21 protein-coding genes are annotated in these 24,420 nt (G+C 45.4%); 7 read left to right on the forward strand and 14 right to left on the reverse strand.

Annotated elements, in window-relative coordinates; all coding sequences use genetic code 11:
• Position 1 precedes the first annotated feature (1 nt).
• Both B2M23_RS00285 and cdaA read right to left on the reverse strand, forming a co-directional pair.
• Positions 2–1,225 carry a CdaR family protein gene (locus B2M23_RS00285; protein WP_242945851.1) on the reverse strand — a complete coding sequence of 408 codons (1,224 nt, stop codon included), beginning with the start codon at positions 1,223–1,225 and terminating at the stop codon, positions 2–4.
• Positions 1,188–2,066: a diadenylate cyclase CdaA gene (gene cdaA, locus B2M23_RS00290; protein ID WP_038350823.1), complete on the reverse strand. Its 879-nt coding sequence runs from the start codon at positions 2,064–2,066 to the stop codon at positions 1,188–1,190. Before cdaA ends, B2M23_RS00285 begins: the two co-directional genes overlap by 38 nt.
• Before the next feature lie 441 nt (positions 2,067–2,507).
• Between cdaA and B2M23_RS00295 the strand changes: the two genes are divergently transcribed.
• Entirely contained in the window at positions 2,508–2,936 is a 429-nt protein-coding gene (locus B2M23_RS00295) for a CBS domain-containing protein (RefSeq protein WP_038350824.1), read from the forward strand.
• A 50-nt stretch (positions 2,937–2,986) separates the two neighbouring features.
• Here B2M23_RS00295 and B2M23_RS00300 read toward each other — a convergent pair whose 3' ends face one another.
• The 5 genes from B2M23_RS00300 to aroB form a co-directional block, all read right to left on the reverse strand.
• Positions 2,987–6,415 (reverse strand): pyruvate carboxylase, encoded by a 3,429-nt coding sequence (locus B2M23_RS00300; RefSeq protein WP_038350825.1) that lies wholly within the window; start codon positions 6,413–6,415, stop codon positions 2,987–2,989.
• Positions 6,416–6,588: 173 nt separating this feature from the next.
• Positions 6,589–6,882: a chorismate mutase gene (locus B2M23_RS00305; protein ID WP_038350826.1), complete on the reverse strand. Its 294-nt coding sequence runs from the start codon at positions 6,880–6,882 to the stop codon at positions 6,589–6,591.
• A 10-nt stretch (positions 6,883–6,892) separates the two neighbouring features.
• On the reverse strand, positions 6,893–7,966 hold the full coding sequence (gene aroC / locus B2M23_RS00310) for a chorismate synthase (RefSeq protein WP_038350827.1): 1,074 nt from the start codon (positions 7,964–7,966) through the stop codon (positions 6,893–6,895).
• Positions 7,944–9,245 (reverse strand): 3-phosphoshikimate 1-carboxyvinyltransferase, encoded by a 1,302-nt coding sequence (aroA, locus tag B2M23_RS00315; RefSeq protein WP_038350828.1) that lies wholly within the window; start codon positions 9,243–9,245, stop codon positions 7,944–7,946. Before aroA ends, aroC begins: the two co-directional genes overlap by 23 nt.
• Before the next feature lie 11 nt (positions 9,246–9,256).
• The gene (aroB, locus tag B2M23_RS00320; RefSeq protein ID WP_038350829.1) at positions 9,257–10,324 is read right to left on the reverse strand and encodes a 3-dehydroquinate synthase; all 1,068 of its coding nucleotides are present in this window, start codon (positions 10,322–10,324) and stop codon (positions 9,257–9,259) included.
• Positions 10,325–10,637: 313 nt separating this feature from the next.
• On the opposite strand from aroB, the gene B2M23_RS00325 reads away from it, so the two are divergent.
• From B2M23_RS00325 to B2M23_RS00340, 4 genes are all read left to right on the forward strand, one after another.
• Entirely contained in the window at positions 10,638–11,231 is a 594-nt protein-coding gene (locus tag B2M23_RS00325; RefSeq protein WP_052237038.1) for an HdeD family acid-resistance protein, read from the forward strand.
• 72 nt (positions 11,232–11,303) lie between these two features.
• Complete coding sequence (locus B2M23_RS00330; protein WP_081571045.1) at positions 11,304–11,903, forward strand: MarR family winged helix-turn-helix transcriptional regulator; 600 nt, start codon at positions 11,304–11,306, stop codon at positions 11,901–11,903.
• Between the two features lie 185 nt (positions 11,904–12,088).
• Complete coding sequence (locus B2M23_RS00335; protein ID WP_038350831.1) at positions 12,089–12,622, forward strand: hypothetical protein; 534 nt, start codon at positions 12,089–12,091, stop codon at positions 12,620–12,622.
• Positions 12,623–12,723: 101 nt separating this feature from the next.
• The gene (locus B2M23_RS00340) at positions 12,724–13,200 is read left to right on the forward strand and encodes a hypothetical protein (protein ID WP_052237039.1); all 477 of its coding nucleotides are present in this window, start codon (positions 12,724–12,726) and stop codon (positions 13,198–13,200) included.
• A gap of 40 nt (positions 13,201–13,240) precedes the next feature.
• On the opposite strand, the gene B2M23_RS00345 is transcribed toward B2M23_RS00340, so the two are convergent.
• The 3 genes from B2M23_RS00345 to B2M23_RS00355 are packed head-to-tail and all read right to left on the reverse strand — an operon-like array spanning position 13,241 to position 17,322.
• A complete protein-coding gene (locus tag B2M23_RS00345) occupies positions 13,241–14,566 on the reverse strand; it encodes a uroporphyrinogen decarboxylase family protein (RefSeq protein ID WP_038350832.1) in 1,326 nt (441 codons plus the stop codon).
• Positions 14,567–14,585: 19 nt separating this feature from the next.
• The gene (locus tag B2M23_RS00350; protein WP_038350833.1) at positions 14,586–15,962 is read right to left on the reverse strand and encodes an SLC13 family permease; all 1,377 of its coding nucleotides are present in this window, start codon (positions 15,960–15,962) and stop codon (positions 14,586–14,588) included.
• A 22-nt stretch (positions 15,963–15,984) separates the two neighbouring features.
• The gene (locus B2M23_RS00355; protein WP_038350834.1) at positions 15,985–17,322 is read right to left on the reverse strand and encodes a uroporphyrinogen decarboxylase/cobalamine-independent methonine synthase family protein; all 1,338 of its coding nucleotides are present in this window, start codon (positions 17,320–17,322) and stop codon (positions 15,985–15,987) included.
• Between the two features lie 259 nt (positions 17,323–17,581).
• Here B2M23_RS00355 and B2M23_RS00360 point away from each other — a divergent pair, with 259 nt between their 5' ends.
• Together B2M23_RS00360 and B2M23_RS00365 are read left to right on the forward strand one after the other, a co-directional pair.
• Complete coding sequence (locus tag B2M23_RS00360; RefSeq protein ID WP_038350835.1) at positions 17,582–19,018, forward strand: hypothetical protein; 1,437 nt, start codon at positions 17,582–17,584, stop codon at positions 19,016–19,018.
• A gap of 102 nt (positions 19,019–19,120) precedes the next feature.
• A complete protein-coding gene (locus tag B2M23_RS00365; protein WP_052237040.1) occupies positions 19,121–19,573 on the forward strand; it encodes a hypothetical protein in 453 nt (150 codons plus the stop codon).
• A gap of 54 nt (positions 19,574–19,627) precedes the next feature.
• Here the strand turns inward: B2M23_RS00365 and B2M23_RS00370 are convergent, their stop codons facing one another.
• The 4 genes from B2M23_RS00370 to B2M23_RS00385 form a co-directional block, all read right to left on the reverse strand.
• The gene (locus B2M23_RS00370; protein WP_038350836.1) at positions 19,628–20,980 is read right to left on the reverse strand and encodes an HdeD family acid-resistance protein; all 1,353 of its coding nucleotides are present in this window, start codon (positions 20,978–20,980) and stop codon (positions 19,628–19,630) included.
• A 111-nt stretch (positions 20,981–21,091) separates the two neighbouring features.
• Positions 21,092–21,685, reverse strand: a complete 594-nt coding sequence (gene rbr / locus B2M23_RS00375) for a rubrerythrin (RefSeq protein ID WP_013379042.1) — start codon at positions 21,683–21,685, stop codon at positions 21,092–21,094.
• A 104-nt stretch (positions 21,686–21,789) separates the two neighbouring features.
• On the reverse strand, positions 21,790–23,559 hold the full coding sequence (locus B2M23_RS00380) for a hypothetical protein (RefSeq protein WP_052237041.1): 1,770 nt from the start codon (positions 23,557–23,559) through the stop codon (positions 21,790–21,792).
• Between the two features lie 17 nt (positions 23,560–23,576).
• Positions 23,577–24,239 carry an HAD family hydrolase gene (locus tag B2M23_RS00385; protein ID WP_052237042.1) on the reverse strand — a complete coding sequence of 221 codons (663 nt, stop codon included), beginning with the start codon at positions 24,237–24,239 and terminating at the stop codon, positions 23,577–23,579.
• Between the last annotated feature and the right edge of the window lie 181 nt (positions 24,240–24,420).

Here is a 24,420-nt window from a genome sequence, read left to right on the forward strand (position 1 = left end):
TTTATTCAATGGTCACCGTTGTCCTGGCCGGTGTGATGCTTTTAATCTGCTCAGATGGAAGTGATATCTGGATTACCACCTCCTGATCTCCCTTTCCGAGACCGTTCAGATCAACGAAAGCTTTTATGTTATCCGCAGTCAGCTTGTTAAGCTCGGTGGCTGTACCACTCAGCTTCACAACTACCGAAGAATCCTTTACCTTGGCGGCGGTGAGCCCCTGACTCACATTTCGGGTCTCAATACTGCTGATCGTGAAGCTCTTTTCAATAATCGGTTCAATATTGACAGTAACGGTGGCCTTATCGCCATTATCCAGGAAAGAAGCCCCATCCGGCAGTTTCAGAGTAACCTCCTTGGTCACCGCCTTATTGGCCCCTGAAACATCCACCGGGTCAATCTGAATGTTCTGGATCGTGTCCAAAACCTCCTGCTTGGCGCCGACCATTTTCTGGGTCGGGTCAACCGTCACGCTGGTCACCTTGTAGCCCGACTGGGGATCTCCCGTCGTTGTCGGCGGAGTGATGTTGACGGTTTTGGTCTTACCCACCTCAATATTAACGCGGACAACATCCGGCTCGCACTCAACGCCGCTGACAATATTTCCATCTTTATCATAAGGTGTCACTTCCAGCATTCTGGAGGTATCCTCAGTCAGGCCATTTACATTGGCAGTGACAGCAATTTTATCAATGGCCGCAATGCGGTCTTCGGCGCCAGTTACCTGAACCTTTTCTGTGCTGGTGGCTGAGATCACAGCATTGTCATTACCAGGCTTACCCTGAGTAATGACCTCTACATCCTTTTCGGACTCAATAACGTTGTCCACCACCAGATGCAGCGTACTCGGGTTAACCTCCTTCAGAATAACGGAATTGGACAGCCCCTTGATGACAATCTCAGGGTTGTACTCGCCCTTTTTATCAATATCCTTCAGATCTACCTCTGCGGTGATCTCATTGGTATTGATCTCCTGCAGGCTCCTGTCTGTCCCCTGCACGCGCAGGTTAACATAATAATTACGGTTATCCTCAAGCACCAGGTGTTTTTCCTGCAGGGTCTCCATATTTGTAAAGGTAACTGGAATGGCGTTAATATCCTGAGGAACAATATCATTGCTGTTCCCGTTGATGAACAGCCAGAGGATAATGGCCAGGACCGCTGAGCTCAGCAGCCTTATGGTTTTTTCATTAATCGATATCTGTTTCTTTTTCTTCTTCGTTGCCATCTTTTTTTCCTCGGAATTTAAAGAATCCTTTTTCACTGTCGTTTTCGTCATCCTTTGCCATAAAACGGTCTGTCAAAAGCTGATCAACCATTGCCGGCGTCATGTTCCGGGTCAGTGTGCCCTTTTCCGTATATGAAATAGTACCCGTCTCCTCTGAAACGATGATGGTAATGGCATCGGATTTTTCCGAGATTCCCAAACCTGCCCGATGTCTGGTTCCCAACTCACTACCCAGATAGCGGTTGTCGGATAAAGGCAGCAGACAGCCTGCAGCCCGGATCTGATTTGTCCAGAGCTTCACCACCATTGCGCCGTCATGAAGCGGCCTGTTCGGTGTGAAGATATTTTCAATCAGCTCCTGGCTGATGTCTGAGTCCAGTTCGATGCCCGTATCCACAATGTTGTTCAGCCCAGTGTTCATCTCGCAGACAATCAGCGCTCCGATATGCTCCTTCGAGAGGTTTCCCACAGCCCGGCTGATCTCGCCTATATCGCTCAGCATTCTCGTCCTGTCACGATTACTTTTCCTGAAAACCTGTTTAAAAGCTTTATTATTTCCCAGCTGTTCAAGGGCAGAGCGCAGTTCGGGCTGGAACACCACCACAAAAATAATGAACGCGAAGGTGAACATGCTGTTGATTAAGTAGTTCAACGTTGTAAAACCCAACCAGTTGCTGAGTGGGGATAGAATCAGTAAAATAATGATTCCTTTTGCCACCTGCTCTGCTTGGGTACCACGTATCCACATCAAAACCTTGTATATTAAAAAAGTAATGATGATAACCTCGATGACGCTGCTGACTGTTATTCTTGATTGTATATATAAACGTAGTTCTTCCATACCGTTGTTATCCCCATATATAGTATGCATTTATTATACACTATTTTTTCTTAAGTTATAACCGGATTCAGACAAGTTTTTTTCATTTTACAATTTTGATACACTTCTTTACAAAAATAACGTTTACAAATTCAGAAAAGGTGGTATAATAATACCATAATCAATTACAAAGAAGATTACTTTAAGTGTTTCTACAGCATTGTAGCTAACGTCAAATAAAAGAATTAGAAGCCACAATCTCGCTGTCGAGGTATACTGGTAAGTTCATTATACTTTATTTGGAAAAGAATCTATCTGAGTGAATTGATAAAATTTACAGGAAAGGGGTGAGACCACCAAAAATGCAAACTGAACCAAAGAATTAAAACCGGTTCCATCGTACAAAGGTACAGAGATATGGAACCGGTTTTAATTTTTTGATTGATGCAAAGGAGCACTTCTATGAAAAATCATCTTTTTTATCTGATTCCCAAAAGTGACGTCATTTTCTTATATAATCACCAGTCCTTCGAGGAGGCCTATGACCTTTTTCTGAAAAGCGGCTACACAGCCATGCCGGTCATCAACAAGCGCGGGCAGTATGTGGGCACTATTTCCGAGGGCGACCTCCTGCGCACGCTGGCCTTGAGCATGGAGCATCCTGAGATCACCTTAAAGGACTTTACCGTCAAAGACATTGATTTTAAAACCAAGTCCGAGGCAGGCCGTGTCGATGATTCCTTTGAAACCATCCTGGAGATGGCCACTCATCAGAACTTTGTCCCGCTGGTCGATGACCAGAATGTATTTATCGGTATCCTGCGCAGACAGGAGCTGATTAAGGAGCTGCTGAATTACCTCAAAGAGATCGACGCCCCCATCGAAGGATAGGGTGTTAAAAAACCCGCATTGTCATTTTACGGCAATGCAGGTTTTTCTTGTTATTCCATTGTGATAATCAATTCGCCGGACTGGACACTTTGTCCTTCGGACACATAGATTTCTTTGATTTTTCCTGCGGCATGGGCTACAATTTCTGTTTCCATCTTCATGGCTTCAACGATGATCAGCGGCTGGTTTTCTTCCACTTCGTCGCTTTCATTCACTAATACCTTCAAGACTGTACCAGGAATTCCGGAGCCGATTTCCTTCGGATTGTTTTTGTCCGCCTTAAGCATGGTGCTCTTTTCCTTGGAGAACAGGCTTCGCTTATCTTCGATATAGATTTCACGGCGGAAACCATCGACTTCAAAGAGGACAGGGCGGTAGCCTTCTTCGTTGGGCTGGCCCATCTTGACCATGCGGATAATAAAGCGTTTCCCTTTATCCACTTCAACCTCAGCGGTTTCACCTTCCTTGAGTCCATAAAAGAAAGCGTGTGTATCCATACGCATGAAATCACCGTAATCCTGGTAGAATTTTACATAATTCTTAAAGACCTTGGGGTACAAGGCCGCACTGGTTACCTCACGTTCTGCCAGCTCAATGCCAAACTCATCGCGGTATTCCTCGCGGATCGCCTCAAAATCTTCCGGCGGGAGCAGTGTGCCCGGGCGGACGGTGATGGGCTCAATACCTTTCAGGACAATTTCCTGAAGCTTCGGATCAAAACCGCCCTCAGGCTGGCCGATCATCCCCTTGAAATAATCCACAACCGAATTTGGGTAAGCGAGATCCTTTCCCTTATCGTAGATATTATCCTTGTCCAGACCGTTTTGTACCATGAAGATCGCCATATCCCCAACCACCTTGGAGGAAGGAGTAACCTTGACAATATCGCCCAGCAGTACGTTGGCTTCCATATATTTCTGCTTAACTTCTTTGAACTTATGGCCGAGACCAAAGCTTTCGACCTGGCTTTTCAGATTAGAATACTGACCGCCTGGAATTTCCAGCTTGTAAATTTCCGCACTTCCGGATTTCAAGCCAGATTCAAACTTACCGTAAACCTGACGGGTTGTCTCCCAATAATCGGAAATCAGCTGGAGATCGTCCTCGCTCATGCCCGTATCACGCGGGGTATTGGCCAGAGCCGCAACCACAGAGTTTAAGGACGGCTGGCTGGTCAGGCCGCTCATGCTGCTGAAAGCCGCATCGGCGATATCTACACCTGCCATGGTGGCCATAAGAATGGCCGCGACGCCGTTGCCCGCAGTATCGTGCGTGTGCAGGCGAACCGGGATCTTCACTTCTTCCTTCAGGGTTTTGATCAGCTTGAATGCTGCTGCCGGTTTTAACAGGGCAGACATATCTTTAATGGCCAGGATGTGCGCACCGGTTGCCTCAATTTCATGAGCCATGCGCACATAATAGTCCAGATCGTATTTAGTTTTTTTAGGGTCCAGAATATCGCCGGTATAGCACATGGCGACTTCGCAGACCTTGCCGGTTTTCAGGACTTCCTCGATGGAAACCTTCATCCCCTCCATCCAGTTGAGGGAGTCAAAAATACGGAAGACGTCAATCCCGCCCTCGGCGGATTCTTTGATAAACTTACGCAGTACATTGTCCGGATAGTTTTTATAACCGACCGCGTTGGCCCCGCGCAGCAGCATCTGGAACAGGATGTTTGGAATACGCTTGCGCAGCTCGTCCAGTCTTCTCCATGGAGATTCCTTCAGGAAATTATAGGCTACGTCAAAGGTAGCGCCGCCCCACATTTCCAGTGCAAAAATATCCTGTCCAAGATAGGCGGTTTCCTTGGCGATCTTGATCATATCGCGGCTGCGGACACGGGTGGCAAACAGAGACTGGTGCGCGTCGCGCAGTGTGGTGTCGCCCAGAAGCAGCTTGTCCTGGCTCTGAATCCATTTAACCAGGCCATCCGGACCCTGTTCATCCAAAATCTGCTTGGTACCGCGAAGCTCGATGCCTCTCGGAATTTCTGGGATTTCCGGTTCATCAAAATCCGGTTTGTTACCAAAGGTTTCATTGACAGCCATTTCGCCAAAGTAACGGATCACGTCGTAGGCCTGGCTCTTTTCTGCCTGAATATTGAACAGCTCAGGGTGATCATCAATGAATTTGGTATCACAGTTGCCGCTCTTAAACATATCGTGTTCCAGAACGTTGATCAGGAAGTCCTTGTTGGTCTGAACACCCTCGATCTGCATTTCCTTAAGGGCACGAAGCGCCTTGCGGCGAGTATCCTCAAAGGTTCTGGAATAAGAGGTGGATTTCATTAAGAGGCTGTCATAGTAAGGAGTGATCTCGCCGCCGGTAAAGCCGTTGCCGGTATCGAGACGGATACCCGCACCACTGGCGGTACGGTAAACGTCCAGACGGCCCGTATCCGGCATAAAATGGTTTTTGGGGTCCTCGGTGGTAACACGGCACTGGATAGCATAGCCGCGGCTTCTGACGCCTTCCTGGCTCTTGATGTTAATCTCATCCGAATCCAGTGGATAGCCCTCAGCGATCATGATCTGGGACTGAACCAGGTCGATACCTGTGACCAGTTCGGTAACAGTGTGCTCTACCTGGATTCTCGGGTTCATTTCAATAAAGTAATGATCGCCTTTTTTATCCACCAAAAACTCAATGGTACCGGCGTTGCGGTAATTGACCGCCTTTGCCAGCTTCAAAGCATCGGCACAGATGGCCTGACGCTGTTCCTCGCTGATGCTGAGTGACGGCGTAAACTCGATAATTTTCTGATGGCGTCTCTGGATCGAGCAGTCACGTTCAAAAAGATGGACTACATTGCCGTAAGCGTCGCCCAGAATCTGGACTTCAATATGCTTTGGCTCTTCCAAATATTTTTCAACAAAGATGGTGCCGTCGCCAAAGGCCTTGGTAGCCTCACTCATAGCCGAATGGTATTCCTTTAACAGGTCCTTTTCGTCGCGAACGATACGCATACCGCGTCCGCCGCCGCCGGCTGCAGCCTTAAGCATGATCGGATAACCCGCCACCTTTGCAAATTCCGCTGCCTCCTTGTCTGAGGTAATCGGCTTTTCTACGCCTGGAATGGTGGGCACATTGACGGATTTAGCCACAATTTTAGATTGGATCTTATCGCCCATCTGTTCCATCATGGTGTGGGTTGGTCCAATAAAGGCAATCCCTTCTTCTTCACAGCGTCTGGCAAACTCTGGATTTTCGGACAGGAATCCATAGCCTGGATGGATAGCGTCCACTTCCTTTTTCTTGGCCAGAGAGATAATCTTGTCCATATTCAGGTAGGCTTCGACCGGACCGGTAGTACCGGTAATCAGGTAAGCCTCATCCGCCTTGGAACGAAACAGAGACATCTTGTCCTCCTGGGCATAGATGGCAACTGTCTGGATACCAAGCTCCTGACATGCACGAATAATACGAATGGCGATTTCGCCGCGGTTAGCAATCAATACCTTGTTAAATTTTTTCATTTGCAACTCTCACTTCACTATAAAATTACAGCCTGCCGCGCTTGGTTAAGCGTGACAGACCAGTGCATAAATATTTATTGTTACTCTATTATATATAAACCTTCAGCCAATGAAAAGAAAAATTTTTGTTATTTAAAATAAAAACAAGTGTTTTTATTTGAAAAACACAATTTTCAAACCTTCTTCGTATCCTGTTCATCAATATATGCCTGCTGAACCCTCTTGCTCTGGTCCATAACGGCATGAATAAACTCTGTATAATATTTTTTATAATCCGCGTTTTCTAATTTTTCTGTGTTTTTTTTCACGACCTCTGCCTCCCGTTTGGGATCGAATATTTCTCCATGATTTGTGAATTTATATTCAGCCACCTGGTAGACAAGATCGAGCCGTTCCTCAAAAAGAGCGCGCATTTCTGTGTCAACTTCGTCGATACGCATCCGGATTTCTTCAATTGATTTTGCCATATTTACTCCTTTATACCAAAAAATCCAGCATACAAAGCGCTGTGACAGCCTCCACTACCGGGCAGGCTCTCAGGACAATGCAGGGGTCATGCCTGCCCTGTATCTCAATTTCAGCATCCTTTTTAGCTGCCATGTCAATGGTCTTCTGGGGCTGCGCGATGGAAGCCGTAGGCTTAAAGGCTACCCGGTACACAATGGGCATGCCGTTTGTAATCCCTCCGTTAATTCCGCCGTTGTTGTTTGTCGTAGTCTTAACCCTGTCACTATCCATGTAAAAGGGATCATTGGCCGCAGAGCCACGAAGCTCCGTAATATCAAAGCCCAGTCCAAATTCAACACCTTTTACCGCAGGCACCGAAAACAGCAGTGCGGACAACCGGCTTTCAACGGAATCAAACAGCGGGTCACCCACTCCGGCCGGCATGCCTGTTATGTAGCCCTCGATCACACCGCCCACAGAGTCCTGATCCTTAATGGCCTCGAGGATTTCATCCTTCATCGTCTCCTCCAGCGTCTTTGTATACAGTGGAAACAACGGGTTTTCGTAACAGAGTGATCCGTATTCTTCAGGTTTCAGATCTCTTTTATCCTGGACGCTGCCAATGGATAAAATCCGGCTGCCGATTTTAACCTCGGGAGCAATCTGAGCCAGCGCTGCCTTGGCAACAGCACCGGCAAAAACGATGGGCGCTGTAAGACGTCCTGAAAAATGTCCGCCTCCCCGATAATCCTGAAAACCGCCGTAGCGCATCCAACCGCTGTAATCGGCGTGTCCCGGGCGCATGAGATCCTTCGTGCGGGCATAGTCCTTGGAACGGGTATTGCCGTTTCGGATGATTCCAGTAAGCGGAGTGCCTGTGGTTTTCCCTTCAAAAAAACCACTGACAATTTCCACCTCATCCGCCTCCTTACGCGGGGTAGCCAGACGGCTGCTGGAGGCGGCACGTCGTTTCATTTCCGCTGCAACTTTCTCCAGGTCCACTGCCACGCCAGATGGAAGACCATCGATGGTCGCCCCTATGGCGGCTCCGTGAGATTCCCCAAACACTGAAACTTTGATCTTATTCCCCCAGATCGAACTCATGGATAACACCTCCCATTTTCTTGAAATCTTCCCAGAAATCCGGATAAGATTTCCGTACACTCTCGGCGCCTGTTATCGTAAGCTTATCCTGACATGCAAAGCTAGCAATAGCGGCTGCCATTGCAATACGGTGGTCATTGTGGCTGTCCACCACACCCCCTGTAAAATATTTAACACCTTCAATGGTCATCCCCTCAGGATGCTCCGTAACTTTTGCCCCCAGAGTGGTCAGCACTTCATTCATGGCAGCCAGCCGGTCCGACTCCTTAAAACGCAGGCGGGCCGCGCCGACGATCTCTGTCGTCCCCACGCTCAGGGCTGCCAGTACAGTGAGCACCGGTACCAGATCCGGACATTGCGAAACATCCACCACCGCACCATGAGTGCTTCCCGGTTTGGTCACGTATCCCGTTTCAGTCTGGGCTACGCTCCCCCCCATAGACTGAATGATTTTCACAATGGCTTTATCGCCCTGGGATGAATCTGACTGCAAATCCTCACAATCCGTTTTTTCACCCAGAATACCGCCCACCAGCCAGAAAGCACCTTGGGAAAAATCACCCTCTACCCGGTAATCCCGGGCCGCATACCGCTGGTTCCCGGCAACGCGAAACAAATGGTAATCCTCATTGACCACAGCAATGCCGAACTTTTCCATAATATCCAAAGTAATGTCAATATAAGGCCTGGATTCCAGCGGCGTAGTGATTTCGATGACCGAATCTCCGTCAAGCAGCGGCAGCGCAAACAGCAGGCCTGTAATAAACTGTGAAGAAATGCTGCCGTTCAGGCGGTAAGTGCCCGGCTTTAAAGTACCCGTAAAGCACAGAGGCAGTTCCTGGCCTTCAGTCTCTTTCTGATAGGTAATGTCCTGTTCCTCAAAAATATCGTAGTAGGGCTGCATAGGCCGTTCTACCAGCCGTCCGCGGCCGATAACTCTGGAGTCTCTGGCTTTTAACGCCAACAACGGAATGATAAAACGCAAAGTGGAGCCAGACTCAATACAGTCAATGGTCTTACCCTCTGTATCCGGACGGCTCACACCGGTAATCGTCAGAGTAAAACGCTTTCCTTCATTTTCTTCATATTTGATTTCTGCTCCCAGGGTTTCCATAGCCCTACAGGTTGCGGTGATATCATCGGACAAAAGAATGTTGGTGATGACGCTGGTCCCCTGTGACAGAGCCGCGCACATAACCGCCCGGTGACTGACGCTTTTGGACGGAGGAATACAGATCGTGCCGCCCAGCTTTTTAGGTGTAATTTCGACTTTTTTCATGCTGTCCCTTTCTACTGAAATAACTGAATGGCCTGGTCCTTATGGATTTTTACGATCTCTGCCTTGCCTATTTTAGTAATGATGCACATATTTAAAACGTCGTTCTCAAATTTTTTATCTGAATAAAGAATCTCCTTGACACGGTTCAGGTCCATTTCCGGCATTTCATAGGGAAGTCCGTAGGTTTCCAGAATCAACTGAAGGTTTCCAAGGGTCTCCGGCGTGGTAATCCCCTCGCGCACGCTCATTTTAGTGATCTGGTACATGCCGATGGCTACCGCCTCGCCGTGGGAGTATTCTTTGAATTCAAAGTAGGACTCAATGACATGGCCGATGGTATGCCCAAAATTGAGAACACGGCGCAGGCCTTTTTCCTTTTCATCACTTTCGACCACATTGCGCTTGATCTGGACACACTTGGCGATAATTTCTTCCATATCCTCCAGCAGATCCTCCTGGTACTCAAAGCCCATGAGGCGTACAAAAAGCTTAGCAGAGCTGATACATCCGTATTTGATCACCTCGCCCATACCGTCAGTCAGGTAATGGTCCTCAAGCGTATCCAGAAACTGCGGATCGATGACTACTGCCTTGGGCTGGTGGAACGCGCCAACCAGGTTCTTGCCAAAGCCCAGATCTACCCCAACCTTTCCGCCCACACTGCTGTCTACCTGGGCCAGCAAAGAGGTTGGAATCTGGACGAAATCAATGCCGCGCATAAAGGTAGCAGCGCAGAAGCCAGCCAGGTCTCCGACTACGCCGCCGCCCAGGGCCACGATAGCGTCGGAACGCGTTATGCCCATATCCATGAGCTGATAGTAAATTTCCTCTACCTGGGCCAGGCTTTTGGATTCCTCGCCCGCTGGAATCACAAGGGTATACACAGATGCACCCAGACTTTTGATCTGCTTTTTCACATTGCTCAGATACAGCTTGGCAACGTTCTTATCGCTGATAATCACAATGCTGCGGTAGCTGCCGAAAATTTCATCCATCTCAAACAGATGCTCCTTCAGGCCATTGCCGATCATAATTTTATACTGATGCTTGTTTTCAGTCGTACAGGTTAATTCCTTCATGGTTTCGCTCCTTTATCTATAAAATACTGTATGCAATTTCGCTGATTTGAATAATTATTATATCATACTTTTACTAAAGTGAGGGGAGAACCTTACCGTAAAGCATTTCAAACTTCTGTTTATTGCCTGGAATTTTTATTACAATTATCAAGAAAGCTTCAAATTAAGAAAACTTCGTTGCATTTTACGGCATAATCCGGTATGATAAACATATAAGCAACCAGGTTGACTATAATGTTATTTACCATTTACCGCGGGTATATAAAATAAAACAATGATAACAAGCACTTTATAATAGAAAGGAGTCTTTACTATGTACGAAGAACCTAAAGGACCAATCGAAACTCTGGAAGAGGATCTGGAAAAAACCATCAAGCACTGGTGGATGTTTTTAATTCTCGGCATTCTGGCCATCGGCGTAGGCATCTGGCTGTTTTTCACTCCCATGCAAGGGTACGCGGCATTGACGGTGTTCTTTGCCTTAACCTTTTTAATTTCGGGCCTTGCCTCTGTTTTTGTCACCATCTTTAATCGTAAAACCATTCCGGCCTGGGGCTGGAATCTGGTGTCCGGCATTCTCATGCTGGTGCTTGGAATTATTCTGGTGGCAAACCTGAATCTTTCTGCTGATGTACTGGCGTTTTACGTCGCCTTTGCTGTAATGTTCGGCGGATTTAATACCATCGGCTTTGCCTTTACCACAAAATCCCTCGGGGACAGCGGCTGGGGTTGGAATCTGGCACTGGGTATCCTGGTCGTCATCCTGTCCATCGTCCTTCTGCTGCACCCGGTATTCACAGCGCTGACCATCACCATCTGGACCGGCATTGCCTTTGTGAGCCTGGGCGTTTCCTTCTGTATGCTCGCATACCGTTTGTCCAAAACCAACAGTCTGCTGAAAAAATAAACTGTCATAAAACCCCGGAACTAATATCTTATTGGTTCCGGTCTTTATCATAGTTTGAGTAAGTGAGGTATTATGATGAAAAAGGAAAAAAAGAGTAAGAAACCAGCTGACAAGAAGAATTCAAAGAAAAAGAACGGCAAGAAAAAAGAAATTCTGAAAACTGGGGAAGCGCAGAAGACCAAGACCGCTGCCGACTCCAAGTCCAGGAAAGATTTGAAGCAGGCACTGGCTGAAATCACGGCCAAGTACCAGCTCATCGAAGATCTTCCGCGTTTCTACGGCGGGGAAATTCCCCTTTATATTTCCGAAACCAGTGCGCTCCGTGTCATCGGCGGCACTCCCGGCCTTAATCTGACCGCCATCGCCACAGCGCTGGGCGTCTCTAAAAGCGCAGTCTCCAAGAGCACCGGCAAACTCATGGAAAAAGGGCTGATCACCAAAGAACGCGCCCTTCGCGAGGTCATCTTTAATCTGAGCAATGAAGGGCAAATACTTTACGACCGGATGAATAATGACGAAAAGTTGCTTTTTAAAGGCCTTGATACCTATCTGAAAACTTTGAGCCCGGATGACGAAAAGGCTGTATCTGACTTCTTAGACCACATCCACCTGGAGCTTGAAAAAGCAGTCAACAAGCTCAGGGAACCTCTTGAGGATATTGACGAAAAATAAAACCATGTTTTGTTGGGATCGGTGCAGATTTGCGCCGGTCTTTTTTGTTTTTTTAAGAATTCACATCATTTTTTCTTAATTTTATTTCATTTGTGGCACTTTTGTGGTTCCCCATCATTTATACTGTAATCAAAAGAAAGAATCAGCCGCTGCTGGTTCGAAAACACAGAAAAAGGAGAAAGAATATGCGTATTAAAAAATTATTGGTTACCATGAGTTTAGGACTCGTGCTGCTGACTTCCGCCGGAGCGCCGGCATTGGCGAAAGATCTTGATGAGAACACTCAGGAGGGCTCCTCTGAAATCTCCGGAAGCATTGCGTCAAGGTATACCGTAGAAATACCTGCCGAGATTGAGATGGGGACAATGCAGAGAAACAGGGATTCCCAGGCTCCCTTTTCTATTACTGCCAGAAATGTTGCCCTGCCAAGTGATGTAAAACTGCAGGTCCGCGTTAATGGCGACGGTATAAATGACGAATTTATACTTAAAAGCTCAGACAGCAAAATTTCTTACAGGCTTTTTAAAAGTGCTGAACCAAATGATATAGAAATTGCAACACATGATATTTTTGCCGAATTCTCAGGTACTATTGGTCAGGATGGCGACACCCAAAGCGGATTGGTTCAGGTAACACCTCAAGATACAGTAAACTCTGGAATCTATGCTGGAAATCTGAACTTTACCTGTGCCATCAACTTTCCCACAGTAACCCCTTAGCAGCACCCATCCTGTCACTCTAATCAACATTAAAAATAAAAGTCTGAAAATTTTACGGCTCACTGCAGCATACATTTTTAAACTCAAAAGGAATCCTCACAATGGAAAACAAGAAAACAAACATGACCCATATCTGGCCCATCCTGCTCATGCTGGTCATACTCCTCGCAGGAGGTGTCATCTTTTACCTTTTAAACCAAAAGGCACAGCCTGTAGAAATGGAACAGACCGTAGTCGCCCTGACACCTACATCACAAAAGCCCGCCCCCTCTAACATCGCCATCCCGGGCTATCCTGAACTCACCCTCATCAGCGACACAGGCGTCATTCCCGCAGTTTTTGAAAATCCTGAGGGTAATCCCTGCTATTTCAAGCTGGATCTAATACTCTCCGATACCGGACAAACCATATGGTCCTCAGAAAACTTCAAACCCGGCACCGGTATACAAAGTCCTACAGCTGCTTTTATTCCCGAATCTGGCGTTTACAATGCCGAGCTCCGTTATACGACCACCAGTCTCGACGACCTAAGACCCCTGAACACTGCGGTTACAAAGGCGCGGTTAACTGTTCAGTAATAAAAGGCCTGTGATTCATTTTGATCACAGGCCTTTTAAATCATAACAGTTTAGTCATAAATGCCCATATATTATCTTGATATTTCGTCAAAATCGGAGCCATCACATTTTCCAGTCCTTCCGGTACCGAGTAACCGATATTCCGGTATTTTGTCTCAGCCAAGGCAAGCACTCTCCTTGTTTCACTATGCGCCTCTGCAGGTCTTGATCTTTCTCCAGCATTCGCATAATTTGAGTTTTGAACAACATACTCTAATACTGCTTTATAATTGTCCAAATTAACATCCGACATAACAAAAGGATTCTTGTCAAAGTTAAAGATGTAATTCCCCCCCGGAGCCATAATATCAATGAGTTCCTTTGCTTTATCAACACATTCCTGTTTTGTTGCCGTTTTGAGATAAGTAACCGGATACAGGCCTGAGAGTATATGTTTCTTGCCGAGCTTATCCTTAACTGTCTGCGGGTCGCCGTATTCAAAGCAAAAACGTGTTCCCTCAGGCAATTCCCAGAGATAATCCAGATAACGTGTCCAGTCTGCTTCGCAAAAGATATAGCAGGGTTGTCCAGCATCATGAAGCGCCTCAACAAGTCTGTGAAAGGATGGCCAGTAAAACTTATCAAATTCTTTGTTCCTCAGATATGTCGCCATGTGAAGCGGCATAAAGGTTTGACCGTATTTATGTGGATTGGCCGGAAGACCTTTTTCAAACAGAAACGGCAGTACTGCATCGCAGGCTTCAGCGATCTTTTCGGGACAGCGTTTAATATCTTTTGTGATTCCTGTAAAACCGCGTAAGAAATCAGCAAGATAATCAAAAGGCGCTGTAACGCCCCCAAGCGAGCCAATCGGCGGTGTATAAAAAGTATATTTTTCTCTCAGTTTTTTTACAATTGCAGCATGTTTGTTCTGGTAATCATTATGAGCCAGCAATGCCTCGGCAAAGGAAAGAGCCCTGCTTACACTGTCCTTTCCCCAGTTTGTAAAAAGCTTTGGAAAAACAGTTTCAATAATAAAATCCCGCGGATTTTTTATAAAATCATCATAATCCTCTGGTTCCATACCCATCACCTCGGGATGCTGCATAAAGCCACTGTCACCCATAACATATGTTTTAGCGCCCAAAAGCGTAAGATAAGCAGGGTAACGTGGCGTTCCCAACGGAGCAGACTCTAATGGCAGCTCACCGCAAAGCCTGTCTGTGGCTTCATAAACACCATCAAGCGTCCACTGCGTTTTTCCAAGATCCAGTCCTCCGTATTGAATACAAAATTCCAAAGGTAAAACCGCACCTATCGGAACACGTTTTGGAATAACGCCATCATAAACATCCGTAAAATTTTTTTGGATTGCATCTGTTTTCATTTTTTACCTCTCTTATTTTTTAAACCAGGCCGATTAACAGCCAGTATGGTACAACGACCACCATCATAAACACCATTGACATTGCCATTTTAATGCCGCATATTTTCATGAAATCTTTTGTGGCGATTAAGCCAAAGGACACATAGAAGAGTGGAAGCGCCCATTCATAGGGGAAAATGACTTCCGCACCTGCCGCCTGAATGGTATAAAACACCGCAAACGGGTTAATCCCAAGCGTCATACCAATTTGAGTAAAGGCAAGGGTAAAAGTAGCATATATGGCCATTGGTGTTAGTGCAAAATTAGAAATAACACAGATAATCCAGATAACTGCTATCATAACAAAAATGTTAGTACCAGACATCATCGGCAAAACTAAATCCGCAATGATCTTGCCAAATCCCATGGCATTAGCAACCGCACCAATACTCAGACAGGTGGCTGTAAAGAAAATCATGGAAAAATCAATTTTTTGAATATCTTCTTTAGTGCCTACGTTAAATCCTGGAAGATACATAATACAGCCCGCCAGTAAAAATCCCCACGAAATGTCCAGATTATGTAAGCCTGAGGTCAGCATATAAACCAGTAAGCAGAGACTGATAACAACGCCCTTCTTTTCATCTCTGGTCATTTTCCCCATTGCTTTCAGCTCTTCAGATACAAACTCCATCTGGTAAACTGTATCCTTTGGCTTACAAAACCGGCCAATCGTAAACACAACAATCGGAATCCAGAGGACAAATGGAATATTGTGAATAAAATAATCCAGGAAGGAAATGGATGGATTGGTAATAGAAGCCGCCATATTCGGAATAACCGCAAAAGATGGATTGTAAATAAACTGTAATGGAATATAAGCTGAGAAAAAGCCTGCCATCATAATGCCGGCTGATTCTTTTGATTTCCCCAGGTTAAGAGCTTTACAAATACCAAAGGTTAAACCTGCAAGGGGTAAAATCGCTTTACCTGGCGCCAATAAGTTTATTGCTAAACCGGAAAGCATAATACCAATCAGCAAACCGTAATAGGATTTACCTGTTTTTTCAATGATCCAATAAGCAACACGCTTTAACAGCCCAATACGAATCAAAATATTCGCAAACAGAAATCCACCGATAAACATCCAGGGAATGGTACCAAACCACGGTGAAAAAACCACATTAGCCGGCGCTAAATTGGCCAGAATATAAAATACTGGAAGTATCATGGCCGGAATCAAATTTGGAAGTACTTCAAAAGCAAACATCAAAATTGTACAAAATGTTGCCGCACTAAAAAGCCTTATCTGCCATGTGAAAACATCGTTAACTGGTATTAATAGGATAATAACAGGTATCAAAATAATGATAGCCCATTTGACCACTTTTGCATTTACCTGTAATTTACTTTTCATTATATTCTCCTTATTTTTGAGATTACAAGCTCCTTAAGAGCATATTCATCAGGACTGTATCATATTTTCTCAACTGTCGGCTCATCACCTCATCTATGTCGGTGGTATCCCTTTCGGAAAAATTATTTTCAAGATATTTGGTTTTTAACTCAGGAATGGCCGGGCAGGTTACAGTTCCATATCTTTTCCTGTCAATGGCGAGCTCTCCTGCATTTGTATACCATGTGTTTTCGGCTACATAGTCAATGACGGCAATATAGTTTTCAAGGTTAATACTGTTCAGGCTCAAAGGATTTTTATCGAAACTGAATATGTAGTTTCCCCCTGGAGCCAGAATATCAATATACTCCTTGGCTTTATCAATGCACTTCTGTTTTGTTGCGGTTTTCAGATATGTCAGGGGATATAAACCGCTGATAATATGTTTTTTCCCCAATGTATCTTTAATTTTCTGCGCATCCCCATATTCAAATATAAACCGCGTTCCTGGAGGCAGTTCATAAAGATAATCCAAATAACGCATCCAGTCATTCTCGCAGAACAACTGGCAAACCTGCCCATGACAGTACAAATATTCAATAAACTTCTTAAGAGATGGCCAATAAATATTCTCAAAATCTTTTGGCCGGATATATCCTGCAAAATGCAATGGAATAAAGGTAGACCCCAGAACCGATACATTTTGCGGCAGCCCTCTGAAAATCTGAAATGGCAGCAGTGCGTCACATGCCATTCCGATTTTTTCAGGCATCCTCCTTAAATCTGATGAGATGCCTTTAAAACCTCTTAAAAAATCACCGAGTAAATCAAAAGGGGCCCGAACTACTGCTGAAGAACCCGCGGGCGGTGTGAAAAAGCCATACTTCTTTCCCAGTTTCTGAGTCAGCTGTCCAACCTGTACGGCTCTCTCATTAAAGGCAGTCGAAGCTTTCGCCAAAATAAATGAACGCTGAGCCGCATCACAGTCGAGCCCTTTAAACATGCGCGGCAAAACCTTTTCCATAAAAAAATCCATTGGATTTTCAATAAAGCGATCATATTCTTCAGAAAACAGCGTGACACAATCCGAATGCTGAATACTTCCAGAGGATGTCACCTGGTATCCCTGTGAATCCAATATTTTAAAAACAGCTGGATTCTTTTCCTCCCCGCCAACGGGCATGGCGTCCGTATGAATCTTTCTGCAGAGAATATCATAAGCATCCTCTGCCTCTTCGAATGTCCATTGTGCTTTTACCATTGACAAACCTGCGTAATCAATGCAGGCCTCAAAGGGCAGCTTGGCTGAAATTGGGATCCTTTCTGGAATGCGCCCCTCATAAATACTTTTAAAAAGTTCTGTTTTGGAATTTATCGTCATTTTTTACCACTCCTTTTGATTTTATGAATAAAATAACCAATTACGATATACCGTGCGTTAAAATCTTTTTATCCCGGGTTTTCTATGAAATTTCATTCTTTTTCTGAATTATACTTGGCGCAGAGGACAAAAGCAATGGTTTACACACACTTGTCAATTGAGGAATTTGACAAAAAAATTGACAGCAGATATAATAAAAAGTAAATATATAATCTGAAAGGCCACTTATAATTAACCTCCGAAGTGGTATGGTCTTTATATGAATAACAATCCGCCTTCGCATTTGTTTTTATTGATGGAATGCTTCCGTACGCGTATAAAAGATCTTGCGGAGGTTCTTCATGTTAACGATTCTCTTGTCAGTAAATGGCGCAATCACAAACGTCTTATTAACCCCAAATCAGATTATGCAGACTTAATATGCCAGTACTATCTTAGTCTTGACCAGGAGAATAATTTTCATACTATAAAAACACTTTTATCGGACGATTATGAACAGATCGATAAAGCTGATGAGAATGTCCTTCCACATCTCTTAAAAAAATGGCTTACAGAGGTTCCAGACCAGCTTGACGATTCAAAGATCACTCTGGACTCTAACAGCTATACCACCCAAATTTCTGTTTACCACTACGATAGTGGCCGTGAAAAAGCCGTCTTAAGAATGCTGGAAACCCTGAAAAATTTACCTCCAAATCAAGAGTTTCTGATTTTTGACTGCGAAGAAAACTCATGGCGGCAGGAGGATTCCAGCTTTTTAAAGAAAAGAAAAAAATTATTATATGAAGTCATCAATCGACATCACCTTCAAATTATTCATACTTTTAATGCAAAGTATACGGCTTTAAAAAATCTTTTTTTGCGGGATATCAGCTTAAACTTAAACCATAAGGTTGACACCTGTTATATTCCCTTGCAGTTAGTCCCTAATTTTTTATCAGACATGCTCATTATAAAAGATAAGGCTGCATTAATTTGCCAGTTCAATGAGAGGTTTACCATACAGCGTTATGCCGAATATCATTCAGATATTCGAACGATCCGTTATTATCAACAATTCTATAATGATCTTAAATCGAAAAGCATCCCCATTTACACACAATACTACCTTGATCACTACGAAGACATCATTAACTTTTTAAAAAGCAAGGTCTGTATTGAGGGCTGTTTATACTATATTTCTCCCCTGCCATTTCCATTTAATACCGATGTTAAAAGTCTTTTGAGGTATACGCTTAACGCTCAGGATACCCTCCACATCTGGGAATCTGCATTAAAGCAAGGGCCGGTCAGGCATATTTACTGTATAAAAGATATTGAAAATTTTGTAAAAATCATACAAAAAAGCCCCGAACCAGAGGCTCAGGACTTACTCAAAATTTTTCTTAAACAAATTAGCGATCTTATGCATCTTGTTGGCAAATCTTCTGAATTTGAAATTGCTCTTCTTCAGGAATTACCCAAAACAGAAGGAGCAAGCCCCATATTTCTGATTAAAGATAACCGCTATGCCCTCGGCTATAAATATGAAGCATTTTCAGGACGTTTCCACGCCCTTATCTCAGAAGATTCTACCGCTGTGTTTATATTGTTCCAATACTATGATGAATTTTGGACAAATATCCCCTCAATTCAAAAAAACAAGGATTGGATTATCAATAAATTAAAAGCTGTTTTCGAGCTTTCAAGGGAATAAAAATCCGCGAAAATACAATAACAAATTTATTTTATTTTTGTCACAATTTTGCCATAATCACATTCTATAATAAAGACAAGAAAAAAATAAGGAGTGTTCCAAATGAAAATGAACAAAAAAGTAATCGCTGGCTTTGTGGTTGGGGTGGTGCTGCTCACAGGCACCACAGCGCTGGCAGCCGGAAACGGCGGGCGTTTTATGCAGGAGTACGGCGCGCAGCACACCGCAGCTGTATGTGATACGGACGGCGATGGCCTCTGTGATGTCACCGGCAATCCTGTCGGTTCTGGCAACTGCTCTGGCAATGGCAACTGCACCGCTGCTCCAGCAGTGGAGACAACCCAGGTTCCTGCTGACAGCACTGGAACGCCGGATACAGCTGTACCATCCACAGCAGGCCATCATGCCTACGGTGACAGCGACGGCGATGGAATCTGCGATGTCACTGGCAATCCTGTCGGCACAGGCTGTCAAAATGGCAGCGGCAACGGACCCCGTGACGGCAGCGGCCATCACGGCGGGAACGGACGCGGCGGCGGACGTCATTGCCAGTAAACCAGCCAACGCATTAAAAAAGCATGGCGCCCCATTATACGGCGCCATGCTTTTTTATTTTCCGGGTTCAAGTTCTTTATTATAGATTAGCGTTTCCTTTGAGTAAATGTGCCGCTCATAGACTTTAGTACCGGGCTTTTCAAGCTCACGCATCAAAAACTGATAATAGGCCCCGGGTGTTACGATTCCAGGGATGACCGGCTTGTCAAAATTGGTGTTCTCAAACAGAGAATCCGCTACCTTGACACAGTTAGTATCCACAGCAAAGTAGGTTTTCAGGGTTCCTTTTTTAAATTTATAAAAGGTCGCATCGTTTCCTTTATAGATCTGGTCAGCGATGTCGCTATAGTCCTTTTCAGGCAGAAGTCCCTGCTCCATGAGCTGGGTATCGCAGTACCATTCCGCCATATTTTCCCGCATGATGTCAAAATTCTTTTTTATCTGGAGAAGCTCCTCCTTCTCAAAGGCCACCTTAAAGGCAATGAGCACCTTATCATCATGATAGACGGACTGCTTAAGATAGCGTTCCCGGTTGCATTTAAACAGCACCCCGTCACTGATCACCCCAAACAGACGGTAGCTGTGGCTGTCAAAATTGCCGTAGGCCACGGCTTCATCCCCCAGGATCAGATCCACATGGCCGAAGGACTCCATGAATTTTTTGGACAGGTGCACCAGTATTTCCACGTTAAAGGGCGCGAGTCCCGCTGCCTTTTCGGGGATGGACACATTTTGTTCATGGAGATAGGCGTTGGCGTCTTCGGAAGCTACCTTGGCGTCATACTCTTTGAGCAGCCGCCTGGGCAAAAGTCCACCGATAACAGACGGAATGGCAAAGCGCAGCTTTCTCTGCATCTTCTTAGCCGTGGCCGACATTTTCTGCTGGGTCGATTCTTCGTTAAAGGTGTCAAAAATCATGGTAAAGCCATACCAAAGCACATAAATGCCTGCCACCAGCCCAAACCCAATGGCATTGAGACGGTTATTAACCAGCATGAGAACCCCTGCCACCAGTGTGATCACTCCGTTCACAAAATAGGCGCCATAGTTTGGCGCGCCGTCTTTAAAATAAGTAACCGCAGACACAAAACGAATGATAGAGTTCAGAATAATCCACCCGGCAAAAATGTCAGGAATCCAGCGCACCACCTTAAAGCGAAAGATAAAGAACGCAATGGCAAAGCCAAGGTTGACTATAGCTTCCAGCACCTCGCCCTGTCCCTTTATTTTCTTCTTATAGAGCACTGCCACCAAATTCATGAATGCAATGATCAGCAGAACCACAGCGATGAGCACCACCAGATCGGTGAGCGAGGTCTTTGGCCTCAGGATTAAAAATATCCCAGCCCCTATTACAAGCAAGCCGGCCAGCAGGCCGATGAGCTTTTGAGCAACCGTTTTTTCCATTACTTTTCCCCTTTTTCCGTATTACCTCCATTTTAACGCCTTTTGAAAGTTCACGCAACTAAAAAACCCGTGGTGCCGTATTTTACGGCACCACGGGTCTTGTTATTAACTTTAGTAGGTTTCAACAAACAGCTGGAAGTAAGAGCGGTCATGCTTGCAGGCAGGACATACCTGAGGTGCATCGTTGCCTTCATAGATATAGCCGCAGTTGCCACATTTCCATCTGACATCACCAAAGCGTTTGAATACTTTGCCCTGTTCAATGTTGGCAGCTAATTTCTTATAGCGGGTTTCATGCGCTTTTTCAGCCACACAGATCTGAGTAAAGGATTCTGCAATATCATCAAAGCCTTCTTTTTTAGCGGTTGCTGCGAAAGCTGGGTATAAGTCTGCCCATTCTTCCTTTTCGCCAGCAGCTGCGTTTAACAGATTGCTTTTAGTATCGCCTAATGCCACCGGATAGTCGGCATTGACATTCAGCATCATGGCTTCGCCGCCTTCTAATTCAGCAGCCATATATTTATAGAAAACTTCAGCATGTTCTTTTTCATTTGCTGCAGTTTCCAGGAAAATTTCCTGAATCTGTACATACCCTTCTTTTTTAGCCTTTGAAGCAAAAAATGTATAGCGGTTACGCGCCTGGCTTTCACCTGCAAATGCCTTCATCAAATTTGACAGGGTTTCCGTACCTTTTAATCTTCCCATTGGTAAATTCCTCCTTGATTTTAATATTGTTGGTTTCTTTATTATAACGCGATCTCAAGGAAATTTCAAATTATTTCACCGGCTAATTTAGAATAATTTTATTTTTACTTAATATGCTTAATAAAATCTACCAGGGATTCGGCGGCGACAAAAGGACCGTCCTGTTCAAAGCCCGGGATTCCAAGCTGTGTACGGATAACGCCAATCTTAATGCCCTTTTCCTTCATACGTTTGAAGTAGTTTTCCGCGATCTTTTCGTGTTCGCTTTTTAACTGTACCGCGCCGAAGGGGTTCGCGAAATAGGTGGTTGTGATGCCCACTTCGCCGGTGGTTCCCTTAGCCATACGCTTGCCCTCTGAGAATACTGCCAGAGCGGTATCCAGGTCGTCAAACATTTCGATAGGCGCGTGTGCATCGTCAATTTTCTCATAATTATTAATGTAGAAAATATAATCGACTGGAGTGGAAGCCGAAATTTCTTCATAGGTCATCTGAGGTACGATCACCCGAGCGTTGACGATGTTAGGGTTCATGAAAATCGAGCGGTCCATGGTGCTGTAGGCGTAGCCTGGCTGAAGGTCATCCAGACGGACAAACGCCCCGATTTCTGTCCCCACAGCCATGAGCTCGTCTTCCTTGTTAAAATGTAAGGAGCCCATATCGTCAATAAGGATATCCACGTCGCAGCCCAGCTCTTTGGGCAGCTTGTGAATGGCCTCCAGGGTTTCGGACTTGCCGGCGCCGCTGTCCCCGACCAGCATGATGTTTACTGGTTTTTCACCGGCCAGACGGATTTTGGCGAAAGCGCCGTGAATGGGCAGCCAGAAGTTTTTAATCTGGATAATGTTGTGCAGGGTCAGAATCATTTTCTTCATGTATCCAAAGTAGTCAATTTCCGGGTCGTTTGGCAGCATGCCGTAGTATACGCCGTCCTCCTTAACCACAAAGCCGCGCATCTCGTCTTCTTCAAAAAGGCTCTTGTCCAGGCCGAAGAAAACCGCACCGTCTGGCTTCTTGTGCAAAAATTCCTCTGGTGTTGCCAGTTCGAAAAGATTGAACAGGCCAGCGCCCAGCTCCAGAAAATCTTTATGGCAGTACGCGATGATCAGCAGACGTCCCGCCTTCACCGGGATGGCATACCAGGATTCGGAATCCATGTAAAAGCGTTCCAGAATCTTTTTGTCCTTCTTGATGGGGAACACCCCGTTACGCTTGCTGGACTGGGTGTAGAAAATAACCGGCGGCTCGAAAATGGCTTCCCATACATAGGGCACACGGTACAGCGAGTCGTTTTTACTTTTGATGTCATTTGGAAAGTCAAAGTGGTCGACCAGAAAAGACACCTGGGCGCCCGAGGGCAGCTGGCGGTAAATACTGAGACTCTTGCCGGTAACGTTATACAGGATGTTACGGTATAAATCCAGCACCAGCTTTTTTAAAGAATCGTTGTTGGAGGCCAGCGAGTGAGCCTTGGAACGTTTTGCGCCGTCATCCGGGTTGTAGGTTTCGTTCTTAACCATAAAACGCTGGATATTACGCCAGTAGTTGTAAAAGCCTTCGAGAAAATCCAGCATGATGGCGGTGTACTCGTCCACGCCGTACTGGATATCAAAATAATCGCTGCGCATAACGTCTTTCAGAGGCTTCATGTTGAGCAGGGTCACAAAATCCCGGAATTTTTCCAAATCAAAGGATTTGTTTTCATCACGGAAGGGGATAACTGCCTTCAATTTTCTTGAATGCCGGATTTCAAGCTCATTTACAAAGGTGGTGATCATTTTTCCAAAGGTTTTAGACTGCAAAACCCGACTGACATTCGTAAACTTCAAATCGCCATTGATCACAATGCTGCGATGTACATTCATATTTTCCATAAATAACTTCCTTTCTTCTATCCTTTTACTATCTCAACCAGCTCCATCATATGGTCCACCACAGCGATGGCGCCGGCGTTCAGCAGCTCTTCGCGGGTACCGTTGCCAAAGGCCACGCCCGCCGCGTCAATCCCGCAGGCGTGGGCGCCCTCAATATCATAGTAACGGTCTCCCACCATAAGCACATCGGCTTTTTTCTCAGGCGTATGATAACTGTAATCCTCTAAAAAGGCGTTGATGATCTCGATCTTATTGGTCCGTGTGCCAGCTGTATCAGGACCGTATACATGATCTTCATCAATGTTGACCTCGGATTTTCCCACGATCTGCCGGGCTGTAGGTTCCCCCTTATTGGTGCAAATGCCAACTGTACAACCTAAACTCCGCAGCGCCTTCACCGTTTCGGCGGCTCCGTCAAAGAAAGGGTCCTTATACATACGTCCATGGGTCACGTATTCCTCTTGGTAAAAATCGTGTCCCCGCCAGCCGTCTTCCTCGCTGTAACCGTAATATTTCGTAAAGACCTGCTCAATGGGCGGGCCGATGAGGGGCTCGATGTCCTCAATTTTGGGATCGGGATACCCCAGCTTCTCCAGCGCGTACTCAAAGGAACGCCAGACTCCCTCCTTGGAATTCAGCAATGTGCCGTCCAGGTCAAACAATACGCAATGATACTTCATGAACACCCTCCTTCAATCGTCCCATTGGGATGAAAATAATCCCATCGGGATACCTCTTCTCAGTATGACTGTCTCTCATTATAATACAAATGTCTCTCAAATAAAAGCTTTTCTTGGCTGCAAAAGGTTTTCAGCTTTGTTTTTTCTCAAATTACCCGTGCAGTCCATTGCTTTTTGTACT

The sequence above is a fragment of the Eubacterium limosum genome (genome assembly GCF_000807675.2).
GTDB classification, from domain to species: Bacteria; Bacillota; Clostridia; order Eubacteriales; family Eubacteriaceae; genus Eubacterium; species Eubacterium limosum.